The sequence below is a fragment of the Mycobacterium europaeum genome (assembly GCF_002102155.1).
Taxonomy (GTDB): Bacteria; Actinomycetota; Actinomycetes; order Mycobacteriales; family Mycobacteriaceae; genus Mycobacterium; species Mycobacterium europaeum.
The window spans coordinates 172363-190733 of sequence record NZ_LQOU01000010.1; the positions used below are offsets into that span (position 1 = coordinate 172363).

General features: G+C 69.9%; 19 protein-coding genes. 11 read left to right on the forward strand and 8 right to left on the reverse strand.

Going from position 1 to position 18371, the window contains the following annotated elements; translation table 11 throughout:
• Positions 1–133 precede the first annotated feature (133 nt).
• Both AWC03_RS04840 and AWC03_RS04845 read right to left on the reverse strand, forming a co-directional pair.
• Positions 134–1111, reverse strand: coding sequence for an LLM class flavin-dependent oxidoreductase (locus AWC03_RS04840; RefSeq protein ID WP_085239372.1), 978 nt, complete (start codon positions 1109–1111; stop codon positions 134–136).
• Positions 1108–1749, reverse strand: coding sequence for a TetR/AcrR family transcriptional regulator (locus AWC03_RS04845; protein WP_085239520.1), 642 nt, complete (start codon positions 1747–1749; stop codon positions 1108–1110). Before AWC03_RS04845 ends, AWC03_RS04840 begins: the two co-directional genes overlap by 4 nt.
• A 144-nt stretch (positions 1750–1893) precedes the next feature.
• On the opposite strand from AWC03_RS04845, the gene AWC03_RS04850 reads away from it, so the two are divergent.
• The 3 genes from AWC03_RS04850 to AWC03_RS04860 are packed head-to-tail and all read left to right on the forward strand — an operon-like array spanning position 1894 to position 6017.
• Positions 1894–2553, forward strand: coding sequence for a TetR/AcrR family transcriptional regulator (locus AWC03_RS04850; RefSeq protein ID WP_085239373.1), 660 nt, complete (start codon positions 1894–1896; stop codon positions 2551–2553).
• A 51-nt stretch (positions 2554–2604) separates the two neighbouring features.
• A complete protein-coding gene (locus AWC03_RS04855) occupies positions 2605–4404 on the forward strand; it encodes a flavin-containing monooxygenase (RefSeq protein ID WP_085239521.1) in 1800 nt (599 codons plus the stop codon).
• Positions 4401–6017 (forward strand): flavin-containing monooxygenase, encoded by a 1617-nt coding sequence (locus AWC03_RS04860; protein WP_085239374.1) that lies wholly within the window; start codon positions 4401–4403, stop codon positions 6015–6017. The genes AWC03_RS04855 and AWC03_RS04860 overlap by 4 nt, the downstream gene beginning before the upstream one ends.
• Here the strand turns inward: AWC03_RS04860 and AWC03_RS04865 are convergent.
• The 5 genes from AWC03_RS04865 to AWC03_RS04885 all read right to left on the reverse strand — a co-directional run bounded on the left by AWC03_RS04865 (position 5898) and on the right by AWC03_RS04885 (position 10743).
• A complete protein-coding gene (locus tag AWC03_RS04865; RefSeq protein WP_085239375.1) occupies positions 5898–7058 on the reverse strand; it encodes a Zn-dependent alcohol dehydrogenase in 1161 nt (386 codons plus the stop codon). The genes AWC03_RS04860 and AWC03_RS04865 overlap by 120 nt on opposite strands.
• Positions 7059–7087: 29 nt before the next feature.
• Positions 7088–7924, reverse strand: a complete 837-nt coding sequence (locus AWC03_RS04870) for an SDR family oxidoreductase (protein WP_085239376.1) — start codon at positions 7922–7924, stop codon at positions 7088–7090.
• 34 nt (positions 7925–7958) lie between these two features.
• Positions 7959–9248 (reverse strand): sodium:proton exchanger, encoded by a 1290-nt coding sequence (locus AWC03_RS04875; protein WP_085239377.1) that lies wholly within the window; start codon positions 9246–9248, stop codon positions 7959–7961.
• A gap of 263 nt (positions 9249–9511) precedes the next feature.
• A complete protein-coding gene (locus AWC03_RS04880; RefSeq protein WP_085239378.1) occupies positions 9512–10330 on the reverse strand; it encodes an SDR family NAD(P)-dependent oxidoreductase in 819 nt (272 codons plus the stop codon).
• Positions 10327–10743: a nuclear transport factor 2 family protein gene (locus AWC03_RS04885; RefSeq protein WP_085239379.1), complete on the reverse strand. Its 417-nt coding sequence runs from the start codon at positions 10741–10743 to the stop codon at positions 10327–10329. Before AWC03_RS04885 ends, AWC03_RS04880 begins: the two co-directional genes overlap by 4 nt.
• A gap of 139 nt (positions 10744–10882) precedes the next feature.
• Here AWC03_RS04885 and AWC03_RS04890 point away from each other — a divergent pair, with 139 nt between their 5' ends.
• The 7 genes from AWC03_RS04890 (at position 10883) to AWC03_RS04915 (ending at position 16814) form a co-directional block, all read left to right on the forward strand.
• Complete coding sequence (locus AWC03_RS04890) at positions 10883–11746, forward strand: helix-turn-helix domain-containing protein (RefSeq protein WP_085239380.1); 864 nt, start codon at positions 10883–10885, stop codon at positions 11744–11746.
• A gap of 9 nt (positions 11747–11755) precedes the next feature.
• Positions 11756–12685, forward strand: a complete 930-nt coding sequence (locus AWC03_RS04895; protein WP_085239381.1) for a LysR family transcriptional regulator — start codon at positions 11756–11758, stop codon at positions 12683–12685.
• A gap of 112 nt (positions 12686–12797) precedes the next feature.
• Positions 12798–14186: an MmgE/PrpD family protein gene (locus tag AWC03_RS04900; protein WP_085239522.1), complete on the forward strand. Its 1389-nt coding sequence runs from the start codon at positions 12798–12800 to the stop codon at positions 14184–14186.
• A 55-nt stretch (positions 14187–14241) separates the two neighbouring features.
• Positions 14242–15006: a DUF2127 domain-containing protein gene (locus AWC03_RS04905; protein ID WP_085239382.1), complete on the forward strand. Its 765-nt coding sequence runs from the start codon at positions 14242–14244 to the stop codon at positions 15004–15006.
• A gap of 28 nt (positions 15007–15034) precedes the next feature.
• Complete coding sequence (locus tag AWC03_RS04910; protein WP_085239383.1) at positions 15035–15886, forward strand: SDR family oxidoreductase; 852 nt, start codon at positions 15035–15037, stop codon at positions 15884–15886.
• Positions 15887–16051: 165 nt separating this feature from the next.
• On the forward strand, positions 16052–16195 hold the full coding sequence (locus AWC03_RS27395) for a hypothetical protein (protein WP_169716505.1): 144 nt from the start codon (positions 16052–16054) through the stop codon (positions 16193–16195).
• A gap of 13 nt (positions 16196–16208) precedes the next feature.
• Positions 16209–16814 (forward strand): class I SAM-dependent methyltransferase, encoded by a 606-nt coding sequence (locus tag AWC03_RS04915; protein ID WP_249025827.1) that lies wholly within the window; start codon positions 16209–16211, stop codon positions 16812–16814.
• Here the strand turns inward: AWC03_RS04915 and AWC03_RS04920 are convergent.
• The gene (locus tag AWC03_RS04920) at positions 16794–17390 is read right to left on the reverse strand and encodes a CGNR zinc finger domain-containing protein (protein ID WP_169716507.1); all 597 of its coding nucleotides are present in this window, start codon (positions 17388–17390) and stop codon (positions 16794–16796) included. The genes AWC03_RS04915 and AWC03_RS04920 overlap by 21 nt on opposite strands.
• Positions 17391–17476: 86 nt before the next feature.
• On the opposite strand from AWC03_RS04920, the gene AWC03_RS04925 reads away from it, so the two are divergent.
• Entirely contained in the window at positions 17477–18172 is a 696-nt protein-coding gene (locus AWC03_RS04925) for an SDR family oxidoreductase (RefSeq protein WP_085239385.1), read from the forward strand.
• Positions 18173–18371: the final 199 nt, after the last annotated feature.

The following is an 18371-nucleotide window of genomic DNA, read 5'->3' on the forward strand; positions in this document are numbered from 1 at the left end:
GGGATGCGGCCGCCGCCCAACTTCGCCGCCTTCCCGCGCTCTCGGCGAAGCCCGGTCGATTCCCGCTCACGGACCCGGCGCCGATCGGGCTCACCATTGTGGGCTCCGCGCGATTCCCTTGCGGCGGTGAAGGTCACAGGTGGGGAAGAACCTCGTCCGTCAGCAACTGCAGGCTTGCCCACCCCGCGTCGATCGGCAGGCCACCGATGAGTGGGTTCATCACGACCTCCTTTCTCCCGGCGCGGATTTGATCGACCAGCTGGCCGGGGGTGAGGATCTCGACATGGTTGAGCCGGCGCAGGTCCTCGATCGACGTGGCGGCGGCTTCGTTGGGCCGCGGAACCCCGGCGCGCTTCCAGCCGCTGTACTCGGCGGCTTCGTTCATGATGAAAGGGCCGTGACACGACCAGGCTTCGTCGGGGTCCGCGTGTAGCAGCGTCACCCTGCTGCCGCTCTCGGGGCGATAGACGAAACCCGTCTTACCGTGGTTGCGCAACTCCCGCTCATAGACCGCTTCCACCTCGGGCATGGCCATCGGTGGTGAGAAGGGAAGCCCGAAGCGGGCCGCACGCCGAGCCGCCGCTGCACTCATGCCGCCGACAAAGAACACCGGATGGGGACGGGTGTGCGGCTTCGGTGTGACGTCGATCAGCACCCCGCCATGACGGAAGGGTTGATCGCCCCACGCCTTGAGCAAGACCGTCAAGCAGCGGTCCATCAACTCCGCCCGTCGCGCCCACTCCTTGCCCGCGGCGTGATATTCCTCGGGCCGGTAACCCATGCCGGCCACGAAACTGAAACGGCCCTGGCTGATGTTGTCCAGCACGGCGATGTCCTCGGCCAACCGGATCGGTTCATAGAGCGGGATGATCAGGGCGTTGATGCTGATGCGCACGGTGCGGGTGCGTCCGGCGATGGCGGCCGCCAAAACCAGCGGCGACGGAAGCCAACTTGTGGCCGCCAGGTGATGTTCTTCCGCGCTGATCGCGGTGAGTCCGCGTTCGTCGGCGAACTGGGCCATGTCCAGCGCCGCCCGGTAGCGGTCGGCCTGGCGCGCCGTCGGATCGGCGATGTTGGTCATGTTCAGCCGCAGCGCGGTGAGCAGGCTCATCGCCGGACACCGGCCGCGTGCCCGAAAATCGTCCCCCTGATCAAGTCCTTGGCCGAGGCGAGTGTGGCCGTGTAAGCCTGCGGGCCCAGGCTCGCCGCCCGCTCCGTCAGCCCGCGAGTCAGCGCGTAGATCGCGTCGGCCGCGGCGCGCGCGTCCGTGTCGGCGGGCAGGGCGCCGCGGGCCTTGGCGTCGGCCAGGACCTCGGCCACGGTGTCGCGCAAGGCTTTCGGCCCGGGATACATCGGCCGGCCGCGGCCGGGGTGCTGGTTGCTCTCCGCACGGACCGCGCGATCGAAGGCGGCCAGGTGGGGATGCTCGCGCATCAGCCGGCTCGCCTCGTCCAGCACCGCCGCCAGGCGATCGACGACGTCGCCGGACCCCGCGGCGGCGGCCCGCAGCCGCGGCGCCGCTATCCGCTCGATGTCTTCGACGGCGGCGTCCAGCAATTCGGACTTGTTCGGAAAGTAGTGGTACAAGCTGCCGCTGGTCATCTCGGCGGCCCGGGCGATCTCGCGAATCGTGGTGCGCGAGTAGCCCTTCTCGGCCACGCATCGCATCGCAGCGGTGATGATGCGGGCCCGCGTCTGTTCGCCGTCGGCACCCACCGGCCGACCCAATTGCGGTGGCGTGACGCTCATGCGGCGGGCGGCCCGCCGCAACTCCGTCCATCACGCACTGCACACCTCCGCGGCGAAGCCGGAATTAATCGATCACTCGATTATATTCGACCGTGTCGGGCACCGGGAACCGGCGGACGGGGACGCGCGAGTGGGCACAGCACGGTGACGCGGGCGCCACGGGGGCGCCCGGTCGGCGCCAGCGGCGAGGAGACGCGACAGCGGATCGTCGCGGCCACCATGCGCTGTGTGGCCGAGGTGGGGTACGCGCGCGCCACCATCCGTGAGATCGCCCGCACCGCGAACGTCACCAGCGCCAGCCTCTACAACTACTTTCCGAACAAGGCGGAGCTGATCGACGCCGCGATCGCCGCCCGCACGGACGTCGCGCTGCCGCGGTTGCGCGCGGCCGCCGCGCGCCCGGGGCCCGCCGTCGACCGGATCGAGGCGGTGCTCGACGAATCCGGCCGGCTGATGCGCGAGTATCCCGACCTCGCCGCCTTCGAGTGGGTGATCCGCGCCGAAGGCGCCGTCGCCCGCGACTCGCGGCTCGCGGCCGACTTTCAGGTGTTCCGCGAGCTCATCGAGGGCGTCGTCGACGATGCCTACCGCCGGGGCGAACTCGCGCACCGGGCCGACCGGAACGGCATCGTCGAGGCCGTCTACGCGCTCATCTACGGGTTGACGGAACTGGCGGCCACGTCGCCGCCGCGCGACTATCACGCCGCGCTGGACGCGGCCAAGAAATTGATCCGGGGAACGCTGCTCGGCCCGGCGCCGGCGGTAGCCACGGGCAGGCGCCGCGGTACTCCGCCGGGCCCTTGATGTGATCAAGCGATTGATTATATAGTCGGGCGCACGAGAGGACCGGTGTCCGTGACTGAAACCGTTGGCGTGACGTTCGACGTCGACGCACTGCGACGCAAGTACGCCGAAGAGCGCGCGCGCCGTCTGCGCCCGGACGGCATCGCGCAGTACGTGGAGATGACGGGCGCCTTCGCCCACTTCGCCGAAGACCCTTGGACCGACGGAACTTTCGACCGTGAGCCGCTGACCGACGAGGTCGACGTCGCGATCATCGGCGCCGGCTTCGGCGGGCTGCTGACGGGGGTGCGCCTGCGTCAGCTCGGTGTCGGCAGCGTGCGGCTGATCGACCGGGCGGCCGATGTGGGGGGCACGTGGTACTGGAACCGGTACCCGGGGATCGCCTGCGACGTCGAGTCCTACGTCTACATGCCGCTGCTGGAGGAACTGGGCTACATCCCGACCGAGAAGTACGCCAAGGGGGCGGAGATCTTCGCCCATTGCCAGCGCATCGCCCGGCACTACGACCTCTACCGCGACGCCTGCCTGTGCACCGAAGTGCACGAGATACGTTGGCAGGCGGAAGAATCGCGCTGGATCATCCGCACCAACCGCGGCGACGAGATGCGGGCCCGGTTCGTGTCCATGGCCAACGGCTATCAGGCCAAACCCAAGCTGCCCGGGATCGAGGGCCTCGGCACGTTTCGCGGCCACGCCTTCCATACCAGCCGGTGGGACTACGCCTACACCGGGGCGAACCTGGAGAACCTGGCCGACAAGCGCGTCGGCATCATCGGTACCGGGGCCACCGCGATCCAGTGCGTCCCGCACCTCGCCCGGGCGACGCGGCGGCTCTACGTCTTCCAGCGCACGCCGTCATCGGTGGACGTGCGGGCCAACCGGGCCACCGATCCCCACTGGGCCAGCGCGTTACGGCCGGGCTGGCAGCGCAGGCGCATCGAGAACTTCCAGATCCTGACCGCCGGCGGCCAGGCCGACGAAGACCTGGTCGACGACGCCTGGACGAGCATCACACGCAAGCTTCCGGTGATGCGCCACGACGGTGACGGCGCCGTGGACCCGGCGCAACGCGGCCGAGACATCGAGATCGCGGACTTCGCCAAGATGGAGGAGATCCGGGCGCGCGTCGCGGGCATCGTCACCGATCCGGCCACCGCGGAGGCCCTCAAGCCGTGGTACGGGTACTTCTGCAAACGCCCCTGCTTCCACGACGACTACCTGCAGACGTTCAACCGCGGCAACGTCACCCTGGTCGACACCCGCGGTCGCGGCGTGCAGCGCATCACCGAGTCGGGTGTGATGGTCGACGGCGTACCTTACGAACTCGACTGCCTCATCTTCGCAACGGGTTTCGAGGTCGGCACCGACTACTGCCGTCGCACCGGTTTCGAGCTGATCGGCCGCGACGGGGTGTCACTGACCGAACACTGGCGCGACGGGGTGCGCACGTTTCAGGGGCTGTGCACGACGAAGTTCCCGAACTGCTTCATCGAGAGCATCGCCCAGGCGGGCCTGACGGTGAACTTTCCCTACCTGCTCGACGTGCAGGCGACCCACACCGCGTGGATCATCGCCTGGGCGCTCGAGCACGGCGTCAGCGAAGTCGAGGCCGCCCCCGCCGCCGAATCGGCCTGGGTCGACACGGTGATCGCGCGCTCGGCCGCCAGCGCCGAACGCGCCGAGACGTGCACCCCCGGCTACTACAACCGGGAGGGGAAGGCGGACAACAAGACCCGGCAGGGCAGCTTCTTCTTCGGCGCACCCACGGAGTACGCCGACCTGCTGCGCGGATGGCGGGCCGACGGTGGCCTGGAAGGCTACCTGATCCGCGGCGGCGAGGCCGGGCCATGACCAGCCGGCACGCCCGGTGGCGCTACGGTGTCGGCCGACTGCGGGCCGCGACCCGCCGCGGGCACCCACCCAAGGTGGTGATCGTCGGGGCGGGTTTCGGTGGGCTGGCCGCCGCCGTGGCGCTACGCCGGGCCGGCATCGACGACCTGGTGATCATCGAGGCCGGCGACGGGGTCGGCGGCACCTGGCGGCGCAACACCTATCCCGGTGCGGCGTGCGACATCCAGAGCCATCTCTACTCGTTCTCGTTCGCGCCCAACAAATCCTGGAGCCGCACCTATGCGCGGCAGCCCGAGATCCTGGCCTATCTGGAGTCGGTCGCCGACGAGTTCGACCTGCGCCGGCACCTCGTGCTGGGCACCCGGGTGCGTTCGGTCGGGTGGAACGGCGCGGCGTGGGACTGCCGGCTGGACCGGGCGGGCAGCGAATCCACCCTGACCGTCGACGTCGTCGTGTGCGCCGTCGGATTGTTCGGCTCCCCAAGGCTTCCCGACATTCCGGGCCTGACCGACTTCACGGGCACGCTCATGCACACCGCACAGTGGGATCACCGGGTCGACCTGGCGGGCAAGCGGGTTGCCGTCATCGGCACCGGTGCCAGCGGCGTGCAGGTCGTGCCCGAACTGGCCAAGGTCGCCGGTCGGGTGAGCGTCTTCCAGCGCACGCCGCCGTGGATGGTGCCCAAGGATGACCGTCCCTACAGCGCGAGCGAACTGGCGCGGTTCCGGCGCGACCCGCTGGCCGTGCGGCGCACCCGCTGGCAGATCTGGAAATTCCAGCACGACAACACCGCAACCTTCGCCGACGACCCCGTCATCAACGCGCGCACGCACGTTGCGACGTCGTTTCTGGACCGCACCGTGGCCGACGAGCGGCTGCGGCGGGCGTTGACGCCCGATTACCCGTTCCGCTGCAAGCGGGTGTTGCTGGGCGACGAGTTCTACCGAGCGTTGCAGCGCGACAACGTCGAGCTGGTCACCGACCCCGTCGAGCGGATCGCCGGATCGTCGGTGCTCACCTCGGCCGGACGCGCGGTCGACGTCGACGCGATCGTGCTGGCCACCGGGTTCGAGACGTCGCGCTATCTGTCGGGCATCGAGGTCATCGGCCTCGGGGGACGCCGGCTGCACGAGCGGTGGGGCGAGGACCCGAGCGCGTACCTGGGCGTCGCGGTCAGTGGGTTCCCGAATTTCTTCATGCTGTATGGCCCCAACACCAACCAGGGCGGGAACTCGATCGTCTACATCCTGGAGGCGGGTGCGCGGCTCGTCGCCAGCGCGGTCAGCCGGGTGGCCCGCAGGGGTGGCCACCTCGACGTCCGCCCGGAGGCCGAAAAGCGCTACAACGACCGGCTTTCCGCCGACCTGGAGCGCACCATCTGGACCCGGTGCGACAGCTACTTCCGCTCGCCCTCCGGCCGCATCGTCACCCAGTGGCCGTACACCGAGCTGGAGTACGCCCGACGTACCTGGCGGCTGCGGCCGCGGGATTGGCTACTGGCCGAGCCCGAAGTCGATGACGCCGCGGATCAGGCGGCCGGCGGCCAGGTCGGCGTAGGCGTCGTTGATGTCGTCGAGCCGGTAGCGCTTGGTGATCATCTCGTCCAGGAGTAGCTGACCCGACTCGTACAACGTGGCCAGCAGCGCGATGTCGCTCTTGGGGTTGCACGACCCGAAGACCGTGCCGCACAGCGTCTTGTTCATCAGGATGAAGTCCTGCAGCGCGACGGCGACGGAACCCAACCCGGGCGACGGCAGCCCGGTCAGCACGCAGGTTCCGCCCTTGCGGGTGAGTGCCAGCGCGGCCCCGACGTCGGCCTCGCCGATCATGGCGGGGGAGACCACGACCGCGTCCGCCATCACTCCGCGGGTCAGGTCGCGGACCAGCTCGAGCGCGTCCGAGGCCGTCGCCGCGGTGTGGGTGGCGCCGAACGCGACGGCCGAGGTTCGCTTGAAGTCGCTGACGTCCACCGCCACGATCCGGGCCGCCCCGTTGATGCGTGCGCCCTGGACGGCCGCGGTGCCGATTCCGCCGGTGCCGATCACCACCACGGTGTCACCGCCGCGCACGCCGGCGCGCCGGGCGGCGGACCCATACCCGGTCGGTGCCGCGCAGGCCAGCAGGGCGGCCGGAACCAGCGGAAAGTCCGGGTCGATCTTCACCAGCGAATTAGCCGCCACCACAGTGTGTTCGGCGAACGCACCGATCTTGGACACGTGGCCGAGGCTTCGCCCGTCGACGGTGTGATGGCGAAACGTGCCGTCCGTCGGCATGCCCGGCGCCAACGTCCCCGACCCCGTGTCGCAGAGGTATTCCATCCCCGAGGCACACCACCGGCACTGGCCGCAGACCGCCACGAAGGAGGTCACCACATGGTCGCCCGGCGTGAACCCGGCGACGCCCGGCCCGATGTCGACCACCACGCCGGAGCCCTCGTGCCCACCGATCGTCGGTGACATGGCGGGTAATCCCAGGGCGCGCAACGTTTCCGGCGGCGCGGCCAGCTTTCCCTGCCGGATGTGCTCGTCGGAGTGGCAGAGTCCGGTGGCGGCCAGCCGCACCATGACCTCGCCCGCCTTCGGCGGATCCAGCTCGAACTCTTCGACCGACCACGGGTGGCCGTACTCGTAGAGGATGGCCGCACGGCTTCGCATCGACCCCCGCCGCCTTTCTGCCGTCGCGATCAGCCCGCGGCGGCCGCCCTGGCCCGCTCGGTCATCGAGGCGATCACCCCACCGTCGTTGAGGATGTCGGTGCCGGTGAGGTAACCCGCTTTGTCGCTGGCGCAGAACGCGAGCAGGTCGGCCATCTCCTCGGGCCTGCCCCACCGCGGGACCGCGGCGTTGGTGACCATCGCGCCGGCGCCGGCCTGTTCCTCGAGCCGGCCCATCTCGGTATCGATGGAGCCCGGGGACACCGACACGATGCGCAGTGCGCGCGCGTTGAATCTTTCCGCCTGCGACTGGCTGTACCACTTCACGAAGCTCTTGCTGACGGCGTAGGCGAAGCCGGACTGCGCCTCCTCGGGCACGATGGCGCAGGTCGTCATCATGGCCTCCAGGAACTCGCCGGCGTCGCGCAGCGCCAGCGGAAACTGGTCCACCGGAACCATTTCCGCCGGGAGCAGGTGGGCGGCCATCGACGCCACGTTGACGATCGCCGCGCCCTCGCCGGCCACCGCGTAGAACGCCTCGTCGACGTTGAGGGTGCCGAGCGCGTTGGTCCGCATGACGTAGTCGGCCGCGCCCATGCTCGGGCTCACGCCCGCGGTATGGATGACCGAGGCGAGCGTCCCGAGACTGCCCGCGGTGTCGAACAGGTCCGCGACCGCCTGTCGATCGGTGACGTCACAGTGGACGGCCGTGGGAGTCATTCCGAGTTCGTCGAGGGCCGCGGCCGCGGCCGCGAGCCGGTCCCGCCTGACGTCGCAGAGCACCACGGTGTGGTCGCGGCCGACCACTTTGGCCGTGGCCAGACCCATGCCGCCCGCGCCGCCCGTGATCACCGACACTCGATTCATATCTGGACCGTATACGGCCGCCGGCGGCCCGCGGCTAGGGGTCCGGCACCGGATGGTGGGGGTGACCGCTGTGGCGAATCGCCGTCCCGAAGAACGGCGCCCTGAGGGTGGCGGCCAGGTGGCGGCGGTAGCGGATCAGCGCGACGACGGCCACGGCGGTGTAGACGCCGCAGAGCAGCAGCCGGCCATGGGTCGAAGCGATGGGGAACTGCACGACGAACAGCCCCAGCAGCGTGCCCGCCGCGGCGCGGTGGAACCGCAGCGCCAACAGCAGCGCCACCCCCATCATGGTCTGGGTGGCCGTGAGCAACACTTCCTCCACCTGACGCTGGTCGAGCTCCAGGGAGAAACCGCCGCCGCCGAGCAGGTGGGCGACCGGCAGCGACCCGATCAGCAGCGTCCACTGGTTGACCTTGGACGAGATCAGGGTGGCGATGGCCGCCGTGCCCTTGCCCCGGGCGGCGAAGATGGTGGCGACGATGAACTCCGGGGCCTCCGAAGCGAGCGGGGCGAGCCATTGAACGAGCAGGAAGCGGTCGATGCTGAGCTCGGCGCCCGCGGCCACGAGGTTGTCGGCGAACGGCTTGGCGCACAGCAGGATCACGGCGCCGGAGGCCAGGAAGAGGCCGACGACGACGATGCGCCGCCCGCGGTCGGGCAGCTCCCCCAGGGCGGCGGCGGTCCCGATCAGGTCGGGCTCCGCCACATCGCCGTGGCTGACTTTGTAGAGGTAGAACCCGAACCAGGCCAACAACGCCAAGCCCAGGCCGAAGTGGATCTGGCCGCTCGCCGGTGCCGCGAACGCGATGAGGCCGGCGATCAGCAGGAATCCGAGTTCGACCCGATTGGTCGGTTGAAGCGCCAGGCCGGTGGCCGTCCTGTCACCGGCCTTGCGTGCCACCACGATGCTGACCAGCACGACGACGGGCCAACCTAGACCCATCAGCAGCCGGTTGGACCCGGTCATGTTCGCGGCGGCGTATTGCGTGTAGTCCCCGTTGTGGCCGGACACGTACGCGTAATAGAGGTCGACGGCGTACTCGGGCAGCACCGCGATCAGCGCCAGCACCGCCGTCGCCATCCCGCCGGAGACATCGATCTGCGCGGCTTCGGCCGCCCACGCCAGCAGGAAGCTGGCCGACACCACCGCGGCACCGAAGATGAGGAGGGCGACGACCGGGTCGGGGTGCAGCCCCGCGATGCGGACCACCAGCGCCGGTGCGACGAACGCCGTGGTGATCAGCCCCGAACGCGTCAGGGTGCGACGCCGGCCGTGTTCTGCCGTGGAAATCCTGGCGGGCCTGTCTGGGGCGAGCATCGTCATCCTTCGATACGGAGGGGTGGCGACTGTAGCGGCGTAGTGAGGTTAGGTTTGCCATGCCGAACCGCCTACCAAAGTTACCCGCGCAGCCCGCCCCCAGCAACGTGTTCGACGGCTGGGGCCGGCCCGGCGCCGGTAATCATCTTTGCTGGCCAGAGGGGCGCTGCAGAAAAGTTTGGCTCCCCCGATTCCGAAGTTTGGCAAACCTTCCTGGGCAAAACCGGACCCCTATGCAGTACGACGGGCCGCGGGCCGGGAAGGTTCCGCTATTTGTCGGGCCCCATGGCCGCGGCCGCGGCCTGGGCGAACAGTTCGACGGCTTGGTTGCGGGTTAGCGAGGCCAACATCCGTTCGGCGGCGCGCATCGTGTCGCCGACCATCAGGGTCGGTCCGTTCCCCAGGTTCTCGAACGCCTCCGCGATGACATCCGCCACGGCCGCCGCGCCGGGCGGTAACTCGTCGAGCGAGGCGATCTGTCCGCGGCTGTGCTCGAGTTGCCGCAGGGCGGGCGTATCGGTCTTGCCCAGGATGAGGCCCAGGACGTCGACGCCCTTGTCGTGCAGTTCGGCCCACAGCGCCTCGGCGAAGACCATGTCGAACGCCTTCGTCGCGCCGTAGGCCACCATGTTGGGCCCACCGGCCAGGCCGGCGCCCGACCCGAACAGCACGATTCCGCCGTGGCCCCGCTCGACCATGGCGGCGGCGAAGTGGTGGCACAGCTGCATCGGCACCGTGCAGTTGCGTTGCACCATCGCCTCGGCGACTTCGACCGGATTGGCGAGGAACGGCTCGAAGTTCGGGTCGGCACCCGCGCAGTACGCGAGGAAGCCGACGTCGAGATCGCCGGTCGCCGCGGCGATCGCCGCCGCCGCGCCCGGTTCGGCGAGATCGATGGCGAGGGTCCGCGTGGACGCCGACGTGTCGCTGCGGATCCCGGCCGCGACGTCGTCGAGGACCGCTTGCCGGCGGGCGACGAGCACGACGTTGACGCCCCGCTCGGCGAGCCCCCGGGCGAACGCCGCGCCCACCCCGTCCGAGGCCCCGGCCACCAGCGCCCACGGCCCGTACTTGGTCGCGAACGTCATTCGGGGCCCCCGACCGTCGTCAGGCGCACCTGGGTGTAGCGGCGGCGGGCGATGCGCCACCCGTCGGACGTGCGCACGATCTCGTCGTCGTAGAAGCCGATCGCGTTGACGCCGGAGTCGTTGTCGGCGGCCATGATGAGTCCGTCGATGTAGGTTCGCGCCGTCGCCTTGTCGCCGTCGACCGTGATCGCGTGGTTGGTCAGGCGGTGCAGGGTGTGCCCCGCCCGGCCGTGCACCTGCGCCATGAAGTCCGTGACGGCGTCGACGCCGGTCCACGACCCGATCACGCCATAGTCGAGCTCGCAGTCAGCGGTGAACACGGTGCGAAACAGCGGCCAGTCGCGCCGGTCGATCCCGGTGGCGTAGCGCACCAGCAGTTCGCAGATGTCCTGGCGGTCGTCACGTTCGGTCATGGCAGGTCTTCACCGCAGCGCACAAAGCGTTCAGCTCTCTCGAATAGTCGATATAGACTCTCGAATGTTCGTCTCACTCTAAAGCGTGCCGCAGGGGAGTCAAGCCATTCGGGGATCGACGTCGGCGCCGACCGCCCGGGTGCTCGACGTGGTCGAGCTCCTGGCCCGGTCCGGGAATGCGCGGCTGCGGTTCTCCGACATCGTGCGCGAGCTCGACCTCACGCAGGCGACGGCACACGCCATCCTCAAGACGCTGTGCGACCGGGGATGGGCGAGCCGCGATCCCGTCGCCAAGACGTTCACCCTCGGGCCCGCGCTGGCGGTCGTTGCGGCGCGGACCGACACCGCCCGGCCGCTTGCGCATGCGGCCCGTTCGGCGGCCCTGCGACTGTCGCGCGAGGTCGGCTACGGCTGCTCCGTGGTCGAGCGATTCGGGGATTCGTTGGTGGTCACCGCATTCGAGGGCCGGCCCGCCACCCCACCGTCCGGCATTCCCGGTGATCGCATCCCGTACGCCCCGCCGTTCGGGGTGGCGCTCGCCGCCTGGGACGACGAGGAGGAACAGCGCGCGTGGATCCGCCGCGGTGCCGGCACCAACGCGGATCGCACCCGGCGGCTGGAACGGGTGTTGGAACACACGCGTGAGCGGGGTTTCGACGTCGACTGGACCACGCCCGCGCTGGCCCAGGCCGTGCAAGTGGTCGGCACCTTGGACAGCGATCAGATGCCCACGCCGGTGCGGCACATCGTGGATCAGTTGCTCGACGAGTTCACCACCATCGGGTTCCTCTCCGACGACAACCCCGGTCGCCGCAAGCAGCCCGTGGTGACCATCGCCGCACCCGTTTTCGATGAACGCCGCGTCGCCCTGATGGTGGCCGTGCACCCGCTGTGCCCGCTGTCGGCGCGGCAGATCCGGCTCATCGGCAAGCAGTTGACCGACGAAACGGCGGGGATCAGCCTGGCCCCGCCGCGACCGGATACGGTCGGTCGCGCCGTCTAGGCTCCGCCTATGGAACTGCGGCAGTTGCGCTACTTCGTGGCCGTCGCAGAGGAGCTGCACTTCGGCCGCGCCGCCCAACGCGTGCACATCTCCGGACCGGCCCTGTCGCAACAGATCATCGCGATGGAACGCGAGCTGGGCGCCGACTTGTTCGTGCGGGACCGGCGCAGCGTCCGGTTGACCGAGGCCGGACGCACCCTCCTTGCGGACGCCCGCCGGATCCTGTCGCTGGCCGACGACGCCACGGCCCGGCTGCAGCGGGCGGCCGCGCGCAGCACCCCGGTGCGGCTCGGCTACGTCAGCTGGCTGCCCGACGACATCACCACCCTGGTGGGGCGCGCGGCGGACCTGCGGGTCGACGACTGGGTGCTGCCCTCGCACACCCAGGCCGACCGGGTGGCCGAGGGCACCCTCGACATCGCGCTGGCGTGGGTCACGGCCGGTCAGGTCGAGGAGCGCGGCCTGAGCGCGCATCTGCTGCGAGCCGAGCCGCTGCACGCGGTCAGTCCCGGCGTCAGCTCGACGGAACCCGTTGCCGCGCAACGTATCAGCGTACTCGTCGACGCGGACGAGTCGGCCTGGTCGTCGTGGAATCGATACGCCAGGGAATTCGCCGCCGACACCGGCGCCCGCGTGATCGCCATCGACGACGGCGGCATCACCGGCGACGCGTTCCACGCGCATGTGCGCAGGATCGGAGCGGCCGTGCTCGCGTCGCCGAAGCGCCACACCGCGGCCCTCCCGCCCAGCCTGGGCGAGCGGCCCGTCGCCGAACCGGTGCCGCTGTGGACGTGGTCGCTGCTGCACCGCCGGGACGACGACCGCGCCGGCGTGCGCGGCGCCGTGGACGCGCTGCTCGCGGTCGCGCGTGCCCGCGACTGGCCGGCACCTCCCGCCGGGCCGTGGTGGGCGCCGGCTGACGACCCGCACCTGCGGTGAGAAGTCGCATCGACCACTGGTTAGACAGCGGTCCTGGACGGCGGGCCGGCGCTGCGCTTGGGTGAAGGTAACGCAGCCGGGGAGGCGAAAAGTGATGGCACACAACCACGCCGTGGACGAGCTGGCCGATTTCGTCGTCGGCGCCCAACCGGCCGATCTGACCGGCCTGCCGCGCGCGCTGATGAAGCGCAACGTCCTCGACAGCATCGCCTGCGCGGTCGGCTCCCTCGACGGGGACCTCGTCGCGACGATCCGCGACCACACCCGCCAGTTCAGCGGCGCCCCCACCGCCACGCTGGTGGGCGGCGGCCGGGCGTCGGTGGACCAGGCCGCGTTCTTCAACGCGGTGCTGGTGCGCTACCCCGATCTGCTCGACACCTATCTGACGGTCGGCGGCCTGTGCCATCCCGCCGACAACTTCGGCGCGGTGTTGGCCGTGGCCGAGCACACGGGCGCCGGCGGAGCCGACTTCCTGTTGGCGCTGGCGGTCGCCTACGAGGTGCAATGCCGGTTCAGTTCCCAGGTTCCCGTGATGGCGCGGGGGCTCAATCACGCGCTGCAGCTGTCGATGTCGGTGGCGGCCGGCACGGCGAAACTGCTCGGGCTGAGCGTGGAGGAAACCGCCAACGCCATTGCGGCCGCCGCGACCGACAACGTATCGCTGGCGGCGGTGCACGCCGAACCGGTCTCGAACTGGAAGGGCATCTCGCCGGCCGTCACCGGGATGCGCGCCGTCTATGCGGCCATGCTGGCCGCCCGCGGCGTTACCGGGCCCAAGTCGTTGTTCGAGGGTCCCCACGGCCTGGTGCAGTTGTTCGACCAGCCCATCGACCTGGCGACCCACGACCGGCGGCTCACCTGCGTGGAACAGACCTACCTCAAGCAGTACTGCTCCCTCATCCACGGGCAGGTGGTCATCGATGCGGTCTTGGCCCTGCGCACCGAAAACGACCTGCGTGGTGCGGACATCGCGCGGGTGACTCTCGAGGTCTTCCAGGGGGCGTACGACTTCGCCGGCGGGGGAGCCTACGGCGGCAAGGATGACCCGCGCACCAAGGAGCAGGCCGACTACAACCTCAAATACCTCAGTGCGGTGGCGCTGCTCGACGGCGGGGTGGGCCCAGAACAGCTGGAAACCCACCGGGTCCTGCGCGACGACGTTCAAGAGCTGCTGAGGCGTGTCGACGTCAAACCCGCCGCCGACCTGACCGCGGGCTATCCGCACCGCACGGCGGCCCGGGTGCACCTGGTGACCCGGGACGGACGGGAATTGTCCCGCGAGCAAGCCGATTACGAGGGCTCCCCGACCCGGCCCATGTCGTGGGAACGCGTCGCGGACAAGTTCGCGTGGCTGGCCGAACCCTTCTGCGACGAGGCGCTGCGCGCCGAGATCGTCACGGCGGTCGATCGCCTCGACGAGATCCCCGTCGGCCACCTCGCCGGCCTGCTCGGCGCCGTGAGCCCCACCGCGCAACGGCCGCGCACCGGCCCGCGGTTCTGACGCATGCCGTGCGCGCCCCCTTGCGTGGCCCGCCGCCCGCAGTCGATGATCGGCCATGCGCAAACACCAGGGCGGCAATCGCTGGGAGTTGGTCACCTGCGCGGTCGCGGGCCACGCCACCTACGCGCCCGACGAGCGGGACCTCGCCGCCCGGCTGAGCGGCACCACCGGATTGGGCGAAGTATGGCGCTGCCTGCGCTGCGGTGAGTTCACCGTGGGCCGGCCGCATGGCCGGGGACGCGCCGAAGACGCGCCGATGATCATGCGCGGCAAGGCTTTACGCCAGGCCATCATCATCCGAACCCTCGCGGTGGAACGCCTGTTCCGGGCGGTGGTGATCGCGCTTGCCGCGTACGCGGTGTGGAAGTTTCGCGGCGCGCGCGGGTCCATCCAGGCCACCCTCGAACGCGACCTGCCGATCTTCCGCGCCGCCGGATTCAAGGTCGATCAGATGACGATCGTGCACGAACTCGAAAAGGCATTGGCCGCCAAGCCATCCACGCTGGCCCTGCTGACCTTGATGCTGGCCGCCTATGCGCTGCTGGAGGTCGTCGAAGGCGTCGGCCTGTGGTTGCTGAAGCGCTGGGGCGAGTACTTCGCGGTGATCGCCACCTCGGTGTTCCTGCCGTTGGAGGTTCACGACCTGTTGAAGGGCGTCACGATGACCCGGGCGGTCACCTTCGCCATCAACCTGGCCGCCGTCGTCTACCTGCTGTTCTCCAAGCGTCTGTTCGGCTTGCGGGGCGGCCGTGCAGCCTACGACGAGGAACGGCGCGGCGAGCAGCTGCTCGACGTCGAGAAGGCCGCCGCCGGAACCTGACGCGGGACCGACTGGTAAGAACGAAGCAATGGGCACTTATGCGGTCACCGGGTCGGCTTCCGGGATGGGCCGGGAGACCGCGCAGCGGCTCAAGGCCGACGGGCACATCGTGATCGGCGTCGACATCAAAGACGCCGACATCGTCGCGGACCTGTCGACGCCGGACGGGCGCAAGCGTGCCGCCGACGGGGTGCTGGCGGCGGCCGGCGGCAAGCTCGACGGCGCGGTCCTGGCCGCCGGCCTCGGGCCCAGCCCGGGCCGTGAACGGCTACGCCAGATCGGTCAGGTCAACTTCTTCGGCGTCGTCGAGCCGCTGGTCGCCTGGCGGCCCGCGCTGGCCGCCGCCGAACGCGCGAAAGTCGTGGTCGTGGCGAGCAACTCGGCGACGACCGTGCCGCTCGTCCCGGGCCGAGCGGTCAAGGCCTTCCTCGCCCACGACGGCGACAAGGCGCTGCGATCGGTGCGACCGTTCGGTCCGGCGGCACCGACGATGATGTATGCGGCGTCCAAGATCGCCGTCGGTCGTTGGGTGCGGCGCCAGGCGGTGCTGCCGGAATGGGCGGGCGCGGGGGTGCGCTTGAACGCCCTGGCGCCCGGAGCCGTCATGACGCCGTTGTTGGAAGAACAGCTGGCGACGCCCCGTCAGGCCAAGGCGGTCCGGTCGTTCCCGGTTCCGGTCGGTGGCTTCGGTCAGCCGCGGCACATGGCCGACTGGATGTGTTTCATGCTGTCCGAGTCGGCCGAATTCCTCTGCGGCAGCGTGATCTTCGTCGATGGCGGGACCGACGCCTATTTCCGCGCCGACGATTGGCCGAAACCGCCGCCCGCGCGCGGCTTGCCGGGCTACCTGCGACGTTTCAGGGGCTCGAGGAGCCTGTGACGCGCGGCCGGCGCGCCGGGGGAATGTGCGTCGCACCACAATGGGGCTTTTCGCCGCGTTAACCCCGGCGCGGCGCATCCGTAAAGCGGGCCCGGTGCAATTCAATGAGTCGGCGCACAGGCCGAACAGAGAAGGGTCGAAACCGTGGCAACACTGCCGTCCTGGATGAGCCAGAGCCCTACCAACATCGATGTGATGACGCCGCTGAAGGCGCGCGCCTGTGACGCGTTGCAGGCCGTGCTGCGCGGCGGCTCACGCCGTTCCCGCCCCACCGTGACGCTCATGCAGCCGGGCGTGGAGCGCTGCTGACCCTGCCGGGCCGGTGACCCGCGTCGTGGCCGACTACTGGAACCACAACACCGCGTATCACAGCTGGCTGGTCGAGATCGCCGCCCGGCACGGCGGCGATGTCCTGGATGTGGGCTGCGGTGAGGGGCTGTTGGCCGAGCGGTTGGCCGCGGTGTCGCGCAGCGTTGTCGGCATCGATGCCGACCCGTCCGCGATCGCGCGGGCCTCCGATCGATTGCGGACCGCCGGCAACGTGTCGGTGCGAGTCGCGCGGTTCGAAGCGTTCGAGGCGGATCCGCGTTCGTTCGACCTGATCACCTTCGTGGCGAGCCTGCATCACCTGCCGCTGCGCGAGACACTACTCGAAGTTCGTGAAATGCTCAGGCCTGCAGGCGAACTCGCCGTCGTTGGGCTGTCTGCCAACAAGGCCGTCGCCGACTGGGCGTGGGCCGCCGCGTGTGTGCCGGCGGTGCGCGCCGGGTCGCTACTGCATCGCGAGACCCGCGATATCGGCGTGGCGGTCGCCGAGCCCCGGGAGAGCCTGCGCGAGATCTGCCGGGTGTCCGCGGAGGTCATACCGGGGGCGGTCATCCGTCGCGGCCTCTATTACCGATACCGCCTACTGTGGCGAAACCGTTGAGCCCGCTTCGCGTTCGCGCCGGCGGGCCCGGGACGCGCGCAGGTTGGCGGCGTTGCCGCATGTCTTGACGTCGTGCCACACCCCGCTGTTGTTCTTGGAGCGGTCGTAGAACGTCGACCCGCAGTGGTGGTTATGGCACTGCTTGATGCGTCGCCAGGTGCCGGCCTGCTGGCTGAGCAGGATCTCGGCCCACAGGGCCGAGGCGAGCCAGCGCCAGCCGGAGCCGGTGGGCTCCAACCGCACCGCACCGTCGTCGGACAGCACCAGGGATGCGGGAACGGCGCTCGGTCCGCCGGGCGCCTCGCCGTTCACCAGCGAATCGAGCTTGGACCGCAACGCGCGCAGCTTGACCAGGTCCGCGTCGTCGAAGGTCGGCGGCGGCAGGTCCACGCCCCGGGCGGCCGACCAGGCCAGCACCGCGCCCGCCACCCAGTCGTGCGCCAGGGAGATGTCGGCAAGCAGGTCCGGGCCGTATCCCGCGATCCCCCTGGTGTTGAGGAAGTCCTGCACCAATCCCAGACCGCCCGGGGCCGGGGTGAGGCCGTACCGCTGTGATGCAGACCATGCAGCAGACATACCTAAACCATACTTGACTATGTCGGCGCCGACAACTACCGTGACAGAAGTAATCGGCAATTACCTATGTCAAGGAGTTGTGCAACATGGTCAACATCAAAGGGTCGACGGTGGTGGTCACCGGCGGACAGCGCGGACTCGGCAAGGCGATCGTGGACGAGCTGCTGGCGCGCGGCGCGGCCAAGGTGTATGCCACGGCGCGGGCGCCCCGGCCCAGCACGGACCCGCGCGTGGTCAGCGTCGAACTGGATGTCACCGAGCCGGAATCCGTAGCGGCCCTGGCCCGTTCGGCTCCGGATGCCGACATCGTGATCAACAACGCCGGGGTGCTGGGGGCGCGGACGCTGCTCGACAGCGACATCGAGGAGGTGCGGGCGGTGTTCGAGACGAACTATTTCGGGGCCCTGCGGGTGGCGAAGGCGTTCGCGCCGATCCTGGCCGGCAACGGCGGCGGAGCCCTGGTCGACATCGCCTCGATCCTGTCCTGGATGCCCGGCTCGGGTGGGTACGGAGCCTCCAAGGCGGCGCTGTGGTCGGCGACCAATTCGCTGCGCATCGAACTCGAGAAGCAGGGCACCCTGGTGGTCGCCGCGCACCTCAGCTTCACCGACACCGCGATGGCGGCTGGCTTCGACGCGCCCAAGAACGACCCGCGGGAGGTGGCGCGCGCGATCGTCGACGGCATCGAGCGCGACGACGCCGAGGTGCTGGCCGACGACGACACCCGCTACGTCAAGGCGGCGCTGTCCGGACCGGTCGAAGCCCTGCCCCGGATGCCGTGAGCATGAAGGTCTGCCCGAAGGCAGGTCCCCGTCTTAAGACGGTGGGTCAATCAGGCCCTTGCGGATGGCCTCGCCCAAGAATGGGCTTGTTGCACTTCGGGCAGACCACCGGGTTGCCCCGGCATCCCTACGGTCGCACCGCACGGCGCCGGCCTCGACGGCCGAAGGTCCCCAATGCGTCGGCCGAAGGTCACATCGG

Bases quoted from the DNA above. Each gene is read 5' to 3' on its own strand.
- AWC03_RS04920 (WP_169716507.1), bottom strand. From the start codon at position 17,390: ATGTCTGCTGCATGGTCTGCATCACAGCGGTACGGCCTCACCCCGGCC.
- AWC03_RS04895 (WP_085239381.1), top strand. From the start codon at position 11,756: ATGGAACTGCGGCAGTTGCGCTACTTCGTGGCCGTCGCAGAGGAGCTG.
- AWC03_RS27395 (WP_169716505.1), top strand. From the start codon at position 16,052: ATGAGCCAGAGCCCTACCAACATCGATGTGATGACGCCGCTGAAGGCG.
- AWC03_RS04865 (WP_085239375.1), bottom strand. From the start codon at position 7,058: ATGCGAAGCCGTGCGGCCATCCTCTACGAGTACGGCCACCCGTGGTCG.
- AWC03_RS04845 (WP_085239520.1), bottom strand. From the start codon at position 1,749: ATGAGCGTCACGCCACCGCAATTGGGTCGGCCGGTGGGTGCCGACGGC.
- AWC03_RS04885 (WP_085239379.1), bottom strand. From the start codon at position 10,743: ATGACCGAACGTGACGACCGCCAGGACATCTGCGAACTGCTGGTGCGC.
- AWC03_RS04860 (WP_085239374.1), top strand. From the start codon at position 4,401: ATGACCAGCCGGCACGCCCGGTGGCGCTACGGTGTCGGCCGACTGCGG.
- AWC03_RS04880 (WP_085239378.1), bottom strand. From the start codon at position 10,330: ATGACGTTCGCGACCAAGTACGGGCCGTGGGCGCTGGTGGCCGGGGCC.
- AWC03_RS04905 (WP_085239382.1), top strand. From the start codon at position 14,242: ATGCGCAAACACCAGGGCGGCAATCGCTGGGAGTTGGTCACCTGCGCG.
- AWC03_RS04925 (WP_085239385.1), top strand. From the start codon at position 17,477: ATGGTCAACATCAAAGGGTCGACGGTGGTGGTCACCGGCGGACAGCGC.
- AWC03_RS04840 (WP_085239372.1), bottom strand. From the start codon at position 1,111: ATGAGCCTGCTCACCGCGCTGCGGCTGAACATGACCAACATCGCCGAT.
- AWC03_RS04910 (WP_085239383.1), top strand. From the start codon at position 15,035: ATGGGCACTTATGCGGTCACCGGGTCGGCTTCCGGGATGGGCCGGGAG.
- AWC03_RS04870 (WP_085239376.1), bottom strand. From the start codon at position 7,924: ATGAATCGAGTGTCGGTGATCACGGGCGGCGCGGGCGGCATGGGTCTG.
- AWC03_RS04875 (WP_085239377.1), bottom strand. From the start codon at position 9,248: ATGACGATGCTCGCCCCAGACAGGCCCGCCAGGATTTCCACGGCAGAA.